9 protein-coding genes are annotated in these 10,124 nt (G+C 37.2%); all 9 read right to left on the bottom strand.

From position 1 onward, the window contains the following. Window positions 1-161 precede the first annotated feature (161 nt). Window positions 162-1,232 carry a tyrosine recombinase XerS gene (gene xerS / locus QM867_RS03530; protein WP_414315188.1) on the bottom strand — a complete coding sequence of 357 codons (1,071 nt, stop codon included), beginning with the start codon at window positions 1,230-1,232 and terminating at the stop codon, window positions 162-164. Between the two features lie 351 nt (window positions 1,233-1,583). Then, window positions 1,584-3,134, bottom strand: a complete 1,551-nt coding sequence (locus tag QM867_RS03525; RefSeq protein ID WP_414315187.1) for a chloride channel protein — start codon at window positions 3,132-3,134, stop codon at window positions 1,584-1,586. A gap of 15 nt (window positions 3,135-3,149) precedes the next feature. Beyond that, on the bottom strand, window positions 3,150-3,929 hold the full coding sequence (locus QM867_RS03520; RefSeq protein WP_414315186.1) for a ribonuclease HII: 780 nt from the start codon (window positions 3,927-3,929) through the stop codon (window positions 3,150-3,152). Beyond that, a complete protein-coding gene (gene ylqF / locus QM867_RS03515) occupies window positions 3,916-4,767 on the bottom strand; it encodes a ribosome biogenesis GTPase YlqF (protein ID WP_371607734.1) in 852 nt (283 codons plus the stop codon). Before ylqF ends, QM867_RS03520 begins: the two co-directional genes overlap by 14 nt. 167 nt (window positions 4,768-4,934) lie before the next feature. Beyond that, window positions 4,935-5,267 (bottom strand): Imm40 family immunity protein, encoded by a 333-nt coding sequence (imm40, locus tag QM867_RS03510; protein ID WP_371607733.1) that lies wholly within the window; start codon window positions 5,265-5,267, stop codon window positions 4,935-4,937. A 76-nt stretch (window positions 5,268-5,343) separates the two neighbouring features. After that, window positions 5,344-7,356, bottom strand: a complete 2,013-nt coding sequence (locus tag QM867_RS03505) for a glucosaminidase domain-containing protein (RefSeq protein WP_414315185.1) — start codon at window positions 7,354-7,356, stop codon at window positions 5,344-5,346. A 214-nt stretch (window positions 7,357-7,570) separates the two neighbouring features. After that, on the bottom strand, window positions 7,571-8,017 hold the full coding sequence (locus QM867_RS03500; protein WP_414315184.1) for a hypothetical protein: 447 nt from the start codon (window positions 8,015-8,017) through the stop codon (window positions 7,571-7,573). Next, complete coding sequence (locus QM867_RS03495) at window positions 7,998-8,909, bottom strand: phosphodiester glycosidase family protein (RefSeq protein WP_049526308.1); 912 nt, start codon at window positions 8,907-8,909, stop codon at window positions 7,998-8,000. The genes QM867_RS03500 and QM867_RS03495 overlap by 20 nt, the downstream gene beginning before the upstream one ends. Next, window positions 8,906-9,949, bottom strand: coding sequence for a bifunctional glycosyltransferase family 2/GtrA family protein (locus QM867_RS03490; RefSeq protein ID WP_075231336.1), 1,044 nt, complete (start codon window positions 9,947-9,949; stop codon window positions 8,906-8,908). Before QM867_RS03490 ends, QM867_RS03495 begins: the two co-directional genes overlap by 4 nt. Between the last annotated feature and the right edge of the window lie 175 nt (window positions 9,950-10,124).

The following is a 10,124-nucleotide window of genomic DNA, read 5'->3' as shown; positions in this document are numbered from 1 at the left end:
CATATGAATCTTTCTAATGAGTTGTTTTGTCGCTTTTCATTATAGGTCATATGGGACTTTTTTTCTACAACAAAATAGGCTCCATAATATCTATAGGGGATTTACCCACTACAAATATTATAGAGCCCTTCTTTTTCAATTGTAACATAATTTATATTATGTTACAAACTATCTAAGGCATTCTTTTGCTCTTCATTAACGATATGGGTATACAAATCGGTAACTTGTGTGCTAGCATGTCCTAGCTGGTGGCTGACCAAAACTTGGGATTTGGTTGCATCATAGAGGCGAGTCGCAAGAGTGTGGCGTAATTTATGGGGCGTCACGCGGACTTTGAAGTCTTCTGAATACTTGGCTACCATTTTTTCAACACTAGAAGCATCGATGCGGTTTGGAACACCTCTATACATAGTTAGAAAGAGAGCTGTATCATTCTTTTCTGTCTTATAGCGTTTGTCGCGAATAGCAAGATATTGCTCCAAATAAGGCTTAGCAAAGGCAGCAACATTGACCGAGTCGCGTTTTCCACCCTTACGAGTAACATCAATCACCATCATTTTGAGGTTGAGATCACGAAGATCCAGGTTAACCGCCTCAGAGAGACGGACACCAGAGGCAAGAAGCAGTGCAATGATGGCTAAATCTCGCTCTTTATTCTTATTAAAGGAAGATAAGGCGCGATTTGAGAGTGTTTGCGGGTACTCCTGGTCGATGTAGTTAAGAAAACCTTCCGTTTCATCCCCTAAAAAGAGCTTTTGTTTGATATTTTCAGCTCTGGCCGCCAAGGTTTCTTTCTTTTTCTTAGTAGCAACCTTCTTCATGACGTTACGGTAGAAATAAGGTTCCCCTTGCTCGTTTTCAACTTCCTCAGTTAAATACTTATAAAGACTAGAAAGAGCTGATAAAGTACGGTTAATGGTTGTTTGGGAGACACCATTTTTAGTTGTATTAGCATTAAGCAAAGGACGTTCACGTAAGTAAAGAATAAAGGATTCCATGTCTTTCTTGGTCATGTGCTCCAGAACTTCTAAGGGAATATTGGCCATGGTGTCAGCATCTGATATACCAGATTCCAGGACCCAGGTAAAAAATCGATCGTATTCCTTTAAGTATTCGTACAAGGTCGTAAAACTATATGGAACGGCCAGTTTTGATTGGTAATATTCTAAGACGTACCAAGGCATGACTTGTTTAAGTCTATCAATCCGTTCTAATAAAGTCTCGCGTTTCATGTTTTTCTCCAAATATTCTATACTAGTAGTATAGCATAGCTAGTTATATTTTTCAAGAAAATTATAGTTTTTCGGAAAGATGTTGTAGGGGACATATAGGATTGTCTTAGTAAGCTATATAATGGAAAAACCGCTTAAAATTTGGTAATTCATTGCTTCATTGAACTTATAGTTTTAAAATTTCTAATCTTCTTCAGTCTATTCGAATATAATATAAAAACTCGATCTCATCATCTAGAGACCGAGTTTTGTTTAAAATCATTTCAATTTCTTAGAATCTATAAATTTAACTGCAAAATCTTTTTATTTAATTATTGAGTTACGTAAGATAAATTATGTAAACAAAGGCTTCTATAATAGCAAATCTTTTACTTTTCCAATTTCACTTTTTGGAATCACGAGATGAATCATATCACCTAGATACATTCTTGTAGATCCATTAACTGTTTTACTTTTACCATTATGTACTTGGGTTGTGATAAGCACATTGTGTGGTAAATTGAGTTCGTGTACTTGTTTACCAGCTATTTTATCTGATACTGGGATTTCTATTAGAGTAACTTCTCCATCATCAGTTGCTGATTCAGGTAGCATTTTCTCCAACATGGCTTCATAGACAGGTGCCCCTTTGAGCAAATCCATGACGATGTAGGCAACTAGTGTCACCATACCTAAAGGCATGAGATTGCGGATGTCACCAACCATTTCTGTCACAAGTATCATAGCTGTCAAAGGTGCTTTTGAGATAGCCCCAAAATAACCACTCATTCCAAGGATAACAAAGATAGGAAATTGCTGCTGACTAATAAGTCCAAGATTGACACAAATAACACCTACTAGGGCACCAAGTAAAGAACCTAAAGCTAAAATAGGTAAGAAAATACCTCCTGGCAGTCCACTTCCGTAACTAATCATGCTCCAGATAAAGCGAATGATAAAGTAAAGTAAGAGAATTTGGAAGCTATAATCTTGTTCTGTTAAGGATAAGACAACCTGATTGCCTCCACCAAGTATTTGAGGTAGAAATATTCCAACTGGAATAATCAGGATAAAAGCAAAAATCGGATGATAAGCTTTATCAATATGAACCTTTTGGCCAATCCAATCATAAACTTTTCCGACATTCAGAACGGTTTTTTCATAAAGAAAACCTGAGAGCCCAAGAAAAATTCCCATCACCAGATAAATCCAATATTGACTAAGACTCATAAGAGGGATATCATCCGGCATATCCAAAACAGGTGTTAAGCCGAAGATGAGAAGAGAGACGAAGTTTGCTACCAGACTGGCTGCCAAGGTAGAAACCCAGAAGAATCGTGAAAAATGGTGATAGACTTCTTCTACTACAAATAATAACCCCGCAATCGGTGCATTAAAGGCTGCAGCAAGTCCAGCAGCAGCTCCGCTAGCAATCAAAGAACGCTCCTCAACAGGGCTAGACTTGAGCCATTTAGCAATTCCTTTTCCTCCAACGGCACCTAGCTGAATACTGGGACCTTCACGACCGAGCATGAGCCCACTCGCAATGGCCAAGATACCTAGAATGTATTTCTTCCAGAGGACACTCCACCAGTTGAGAGACATGAGACCTTTTAACTCCGCTTCAACTTGAGGAATACCAGAACCTTTGATATCTTTTTCTGAACGTGTTAATTTGGCACTAAGTAACCAAATGAGGATATAAAACAATAAAATAATCAATAGATTCCGTATCAGATTCTCTTGGTCTTGATAAAATCCTTGAACGATATGAAAGCCTTTTTCGATCAAAAATCGAAATGATCCTACAATAATTCCTACGACTAATCCGACAATAATACCTCGCCCTACTTGAGCTAAGATCGTACTGGATGTGAAGGCAAATTCTTTCTTGGAGCTGAGTATTTCCGACTGTTCCCCCATAATTCTCTCCTTTAATTATCTTTTACTAGTTTCTGAAACGATCGTTTTAATCGGTTCAAAACTGGTGCGATGAATAGGTGTGACACCGTGTTTTTCAATTCCTTCTAGATGCTTAGCAGTTCCATAGCCAGCATTTTGAGCAAAATCATAGCCTGGAAATTCTTGGTCATAGTTAGCCATGATCTTATCTCTGGTAACCTTAGCAATGATGGATGCAGCTGCAATGGATAGGGAATTCGCATCTCCTTTGATGATGGATGTCTGAGAAATCGGTAAATCCAACTTCATAGCATCAATCAAAAGGTGTTCTGGTTGAGGGTCAAGCTGAGAGATAGCTTCTTTCATAGCTAGTTTAGTTGCTTCATAGATATTGACTTGATCAATGACTTGATTGTCCATAATGCCAATACCAATTGCTAGAGCATTGTCCTTAACGGCTTGAAAAATCTCCTCGTGTTTTTTCTTAGGGATCTTTTTACTGTCATTTAAGCCTTTAATCTTACAATTTTGGGGCAGAATGACTGCTGCAGCAACAACAGGACCAGCTAAAGGCCCACGTCCAACTTCATCTACACCTGCAATTAAGCTAATACCTTGAGCGTAAAGCTCTTTTTCATAAGATAACATGCCTTCTAAGCGGAGATTTTCATCAATTTCAGCTTGAATAGCTTTTTTGCGCTTTTCAATTTCTTTTTGGACACCTGAACGAGAATCTTTTTCAAATTCTTTAAACAAGGTGCTATTAAGTTCAATTATCTTTGCTAATTCTTCTTTTATTTCTTTAATCGTTGCCATTGAGGTCTTCCAATGTATCTAATGTATAGTTGCCTAGTTTTCCATCACGAACTTCCTTGACGAAAAGGTTGTAAAAACGATCGTAATCATTACGGAAACCAAGGATACGAGTCATGTCCATGATGATTTCAGGAGCTTCATCGTCCAGATTCATTTGTTTAAAACGTTCTTGAAGCTTATCAGGATAATGGGTTTTAAAGTAATTGAGACCGAAAATAGTCACTTCATCCATTGGAAGCAATTGATCCTTTATTGCTCCTGTAAGGGCAAGTTTAAGAGCAACAGTTTCATCTTCAAATTTTGGCCAGAGAATCCCTGGAGTATCCAAGATTTCCAAATCCTTATTTGTTTTGAGCCATTGCTGACCCTTTGTCACACCTGGCTTATTACCAACTACAGCAATTTTCTTACCAGCCAAACGGTTCATTAGCGTCGATTTACCAGCGTTTGGAATACCGATTATCATGGTACGTAAGGTTTCGATTTGAATCCCACGTTCCTTTTGACGAGCTATCTTATCTGCCATGAGTTTCTTAGCAGCGTCCGTTACAACTTTTACCGTAATTTGCTCTTTAGAATTGATTGCCAGTGTTTGAATGCCTTGTGATTCAAAATGCTGACGCCATTCTTTTGTTAATGCTGGGTCTGCTAGGTCTGCCTTGTTCAAAATCAATAGTCTTGGTTTATCTCCGATGATTTTAGTCAGCATCGGATTTTGACTTGACAAGGGCAAACGTGCATCTACTAAAACTGTCACAAAATCAACGAATTTTAAATTTTCCTGAACCTGACGACGCGCCTTAGACATATGTCCAGGAAACCATTGAATAGTTGCCATTCTGTAAAATTCCTTTCTCTTATTGGATTTGTATTTATTTTTCCAGTTTCAAAAATTAAATAGATATCCTTTTTCTAAAATAAATCACTATCTTTTATTATAACATGATTTCTCGTATTTGACGCTTGATTCAATGCCGATTGTAAAATGTTTTCTAAGTAAATCAGTCACAAATGAAATTCCTCATTGTCTAAAACGATTGAAAAATAATAGTGTTCACCATAATTTTTAACATAGTTGCTGATATACTTTTCTGTTTGAAAAATGGATTTACTGCTATCAATAGTTGGATCTTGTTTCTCGTAATACCAATTATCATAAGTATGTGTCAGTTGGCCATTCTTGTAGCAAAACACATCTCCACCTAATATTGTCAGATTGTTTGCTTGGACAATAGCAAGTAAGTCTGGGATTGCTGAATAATCATAAGCGTATGCATCAATCCCTAAGTCACGTAGATCAATTCCTCTTTTATTTCTATTCTCAATATTCTGTTTCATAAAGTTAATTCCTCAAGTTTCTCTTGATAAGCAAAATCGATAACCACCATACAGTCGTTATCGATTTTAATGATTTTTAATCTTTTTCGCCTAGTTGACTATTGATTCTCATCATGATACTTGCAATTTTTTCTCCCCAGTATGGATCTGAAGCATAAAGAACATTCATACCTGATGATTTATTTCCTAGGTATGTTCTGCCATTATCGATGTAATTTTCGCGAATCCACTTAGCTGCACCTAAGATACCCTTGTCAACATCGTCGAAGCTTTTAGCTGAATCATATGGTGTTGTATCGTAAGCTGCGATACCGAAGAAATTATTTTTATCCTTAGCAATTTGGCTACGTCCCCATGAACTTTCGAGGGCGCTATGGGCGATTAGATAGAGAGCGTTGATCTGATAGCGTTCTTCAGCTTCTTTAAAGATTGCCCCCTTACCTGCCAGACGACTTCCCTTGATATTCATAAGAGAATAGACTTTATCTAATTCCTGAGCCGTGTAATTGCTTGGTTTTCTTAAATCTCTAAATAAGAAAGGATTTTCAACTGTAAAGTTTTCAAAGTTAATACCATCAGCCGAATAATACTTTTTACCAATAGTCATTGATGAACTATGTGGTGCTACACGAATACTTGCGTAAGGTGATAACTCATGGTAGAGATAACGACCATCCGTAGTATAGTGAGGAATGAATTCACTATCTGAGCTGACCGCTACTAGATCATTCTTGTTCATATATCCTGAAAGACCTGAAATTTTGACTGGAAGTCGACCACCTTGAACTTCAGCCCCAGTAACCGAAACAATGCTACCTTGTGAGATATAGCTGAGCCTATCACCAGAAGCACTGTATACATAAGCTGTAATTGGTGTTACTTTATAATAGGATGATGGATCAGAAATCCATTTTCCATTGCTTTGGAAGGAATAGTCTTTACCTTTGATTTTGAAAGTCCCTGTTACATATACCCCATCCTCTTTGAGGTAATACCAAGCATCATAGTCCTTATCAAAAATCCATTCATTCTTAGCCATATAGCCACCAGATTTTAGATAGTAAGCACCCTGCCATTGATTTTCAGCATAAGCACCGTCCGACTTGAGGTAGAACCAGCTATTATATTTCTTATCAAAGATCCATTCATTCTCAGCCATGGCTCCACTATCTTTTAGATAGTATTTCGATTTCCATTGGCTACTTAGCATGTCACCATCTTTATTAAAATAGTACCATGTACCGCTGATTTTTTCCCACTTGTCGCGAATAATTTTTCCTGATTCTGTAGCATAATACCACTTATCCTCAAGTTTTAACCAGGAATTTTCCGCCATAGCACCACTACTTTTGAGAAGATAATCATTATAAATAGTATTGCTTAACATTGTGCCAGATTCATCAAATCGGTACCAAACACCAGCTATCTTTTTCCAAGTATTACGAGTAACTTTCCCGTCCTCAGTGGCATAATACCATTTATCAGCAATTTTTACCCAAGAATTTTCTGCCATAGCACCACTAGTCTTGAGAAGATAATCATTATAAATAGTATTGCTTAACATTGTGCCAGATTCATCAAATCGGTACCAAACACCAGCTATCTTTTTCCAAGTATTACGAGTAACTTTCCCGTCCTCAGTAGCATAATACCATTGGTCATCAATTTTTACCCAAGCATTTTCTGCCATAGCACCACTACTATTCAATAGGTAATCATTAAAGATAATATTACTAAGCATGATGCCATCTTGATTGAAATAGTACCAGACTCCTGCTATTTTTTTCCAATTTGAAACAGGCTGATTATTTTCATAATAACGCCATTGGTTATTTTCTATTTGCCAACCTTCTTTGTTAACTACCTCTACTATTGCTTCTTTTGACGATTGTTCCTGGGTATCAGGAGTTTTAGAGGTTGCTTTTTCAGCTTCGCTTTGGTTTTTCTTCTCATTGCTTACTGTATTCGAAGAAGCTCTTTCTGATGATTGAATATTATTGGTAGCTTGAGAATCCTCGGCATAGACGGTCGTTTTTGCAAAACCTGCCATAGAGAGGGCAACTGTACTTGCCAGCAATATTTTTTTCATTCTTTTCTCCTTACAAATACCTAGATATTGTATTTTATGTTTCTATATATTGTGTAAAAAACAGTATTTATCCACTATATTATACAATATTCTGTTAAATATAAAAGTAGTATCTTTCAGAAGAAAAGAACTTGTAATATTTTTAAAATATTTTAGAAATAAAAGTCAATAAAAAGTAGTCGAACATAAGTTGAACGACTACTTTTTTATAAAATTATACCTGACTATAGACTTCTTTGCGATTCGTTTTGGTTGCTTTAGCAGAATTCTTCCAAAGGTTTGGATTGATGAAAATAGTGACGATCGCTAGTATTGCAAAACCAATCCCAACATACCAGTAGGGTGCATCCAAGGTTGTTGAGCGTCCTGAAAGGTTGACAATCCCACGGAAAAGTGTACCCGCTATAATAATCGCTACTGCCGAATTCCATAGATTTAGACTAATACGAGAGAAATGTGGAAGAACTTTGAGAAAGATTGCAAGTAGAATTCCCCCGACAAGAGGTACTGCAAACAAATAGTGCATATGGACAGAAGTTTCTCCAAAACTAAAAGCTTCGTAAATTCGAGAAAATGCAAAGAAGAAAATAGTGATTAGTGTATAAGAAATGACCGTTTTTTTAAATCGTTTTTTGCTAAAATTAGTAACCAATGTAGACAATGTCACTCACCGCCCTTTCTGAAATTTTGTTTCCTCCAGTCGTTGGTTTATTGATAACCTGACCGTTGAAGTAAAGTGTAGATGATCCACCACCATCAAGGTTGTAGGCTGTTTTTGCTCCATAAGATTTCATGACCTCAGCGAGCTGATAAAGAGAGAGACCTTCACTTTCAGAGGTACGTCCATCTGAAACCACGATGATATAGTGGTTTTCATCGATAATACCAATAGCTGTACGAGGATTTGAAGCCATGGCCTGTCCTACTTCTGTATTGGTATCAACTGCAATTTCACCATTTTCGACCAAGGCTGGTCCAAAAGCCAAGAGATTGACGACACCATCATTTACTAGTTGCTCAGCTGAGATCTGATCTTCGTAAATAACCTTGAAAGAGCCGTCTTTATAAATAGCTAAGTCACCATTACTAGAATCTTCACGAACAGTATCACGATAAACTACTCCATTACGGATAACATAACCTGTTGAGTTAGCACCATAGTAGTCCCCGTTTACCGCTAAAATGGCATTGTTGTCAGCTGCGGTTACAGAGGTTTTAGCAGTTACGTTAGTTCCATAGGCATTTTGAGCAAAGGCAGTTTTCAGATAATCTGATGAGCTCAGAGTAATATCAGCAACGTAGACTTGTGTATTATTGACCGTCGTTTCAGACAAATTGACGGAAATATTGTCATCTTTATAACTAGAGTCAGTGACAGTAGCTGTCTTAGCAGCTTGACTTGCTGCTGCAGCATTGGAACTTGTGCTAGTTGTAGCGACTGTTGATATTGTCTCAGCGAGGACAAAGGTCTTTAGCATTGAGTAACTAAAGGATCCTGTCAAGAGTAGGCCAAGAACTGAGGCGTAAGCATAGCGTTTCTTTAAAAATTTCATAATACAGTTGATGTCCTTTCCTTAAAGATGAATTTCTTCTGCACTGTCCAAGAGACAGCGAAGAGAAGGATGCCGACGATAACTTTGGCAATCAGAAGGTTGATTCCGAAGACTGTAAAGAAGAGACGAATCAGTAGCGTGTCTAAGACAAAGAGTCCGACTGCTAGACCAAAGTACCCCATCCCTGTTTTTACAAGGCTATCGTCATTTTTAAATACTAGTTTTTTATTTGTAGAATAGTTAAAAATTGAGCTAGTTACACGAGCTACTCCGTTTGCTAGAAAAATTCGTAGACTCGTCGGAACTGTCGGCAAAATCAAGATTGCTAGGGCGTAAACGACATAGTCTACAACAAAGCTACTGAGAGATGATAAGGCAAATTTAAAGATATTTTTATAAATCATGAGCCCGTCTTGGATTGGGCGGAAGTGTGAAGCCTCATTATCATTGATATAGACAGTTTCAATAGGCACTTCTAGAATCTCGTATTCTTTCGTTGCTTCGAGCAACATATTCATTTCATATTCATAACGTTGGCCTTCTATTTTTAACATAAAAGGAATCAAGTTTGTCGTAAAAGCACGAAGACCTGTCTGCGTATCTGTTACTCCTACTCCTGTTTGAAGTTTAAAGAGAGCTTTGGTTAAGCTGTTACCAAAACGGCTACGAAGGGGAACTTTTCCAGAAAAGGCACGTACACCCAAGATTAGCTTGTTTGGATTTTCGGAAGCTTTATTAGCCGTGCGGAAAATATCCCATACCTTGTGCTGTCCATCCGCATCTGCTGTGACAACCGTACCATAAATGTTTTGTTCTTGGATATAAGTAAAGGCTGTTTTTAGAGCCTGCCCTTTACCTTGGTTCACTTGGTGACGAATGACAGTAGCAAATTGTTTTGCTTTATCAAAGATTTTTTGGCACTCTGATGAACTGCCGTCGTCTATGACTAAGATATGAAAATCACTCTTTTCGTGAATTTTTTCGATGAGTTTGATAAGGTTATTATCTGGTTGATAAGCTGGAATGACTATGTAGTTCATATCGATACCTCTTTCTTTGATGACGGTATAACTATACAGAAAATCGCTTAAAGATACCTTATATCAGTTTTCTTTAAGAAAAAGTTTAAAAAACTTTAAGCTTAAAAAAGGACTTATCACTCAATAAGATATTTAGTTTGAATTTTCAGATAAAAATAAATATACAAAAATCCTC

It is taken from the genome of Streptococcus infantis, assembly GCF_047463635.1.
Classification (GTDB): Bacteria; Bacillota; Bacilli; order Lactobacillales; family Streptococcaceae; genus Streptococcus; species Streptococcus infantis_W.
This window is presented reverse-complemented; position numbering and strand designations above follow the sequence as displayed.

Coding starts and splice junctions, on each gene's coding strand:
- xerS (WP_414315188.1), bottom strand. CDS start 1,232: ATGAAACGCGAGACTTTATTAGAACGGATTGATAGACTTAAACAAGTC.
- QM867_RS03525 (WP_414315187.1), bottom strand. CDS start 3,134: ATGGGGGAACAGTCGGAAATACTCAGCTCCAAGAAAGAATTTGCCTTC.
- QM867_RS03520 (WP_414315186.1), bottom strand. CDS start 3,929: ATGGCAACGATTAAAGAAATAAAAGAAGAATTAGCAAAGATAATTGAA.
- ylqF (WP_371607734.1), bottom strand. CDS start 4,767: ATGGCAACTATTCAATGGTTTCCTGGACATATGTCTAAGGCGCGTCGT.
- imm40 (WP_371607733.1), bottom strand. CDS start 5,267: ATGAAACAGAATATTGAGAATAGAAATAAAAGAGGAATTGATCTACGT.
- QM867_RS03505 (WP_414315185.1), bottom strand. CDS start 7,356: ATGAAAAAAATATTGCTGGCAAGTACAGTTGCCCTCTCTATGGCAGGT.
- QM867_RS03495 (WP_049526308.1), bottom strand. CDS start 8,909: ATGAAATTTTTAAAGAAACGCTATGCTTACGCCTCAGTTCTTGGCCTA.
- QM867_RS03490 (WP_075231336.1), bottom strand. CDS start 9,949: ATGAACTACATAGTCATTCCAGCTTATCAACCAGATAATAACCTTATC.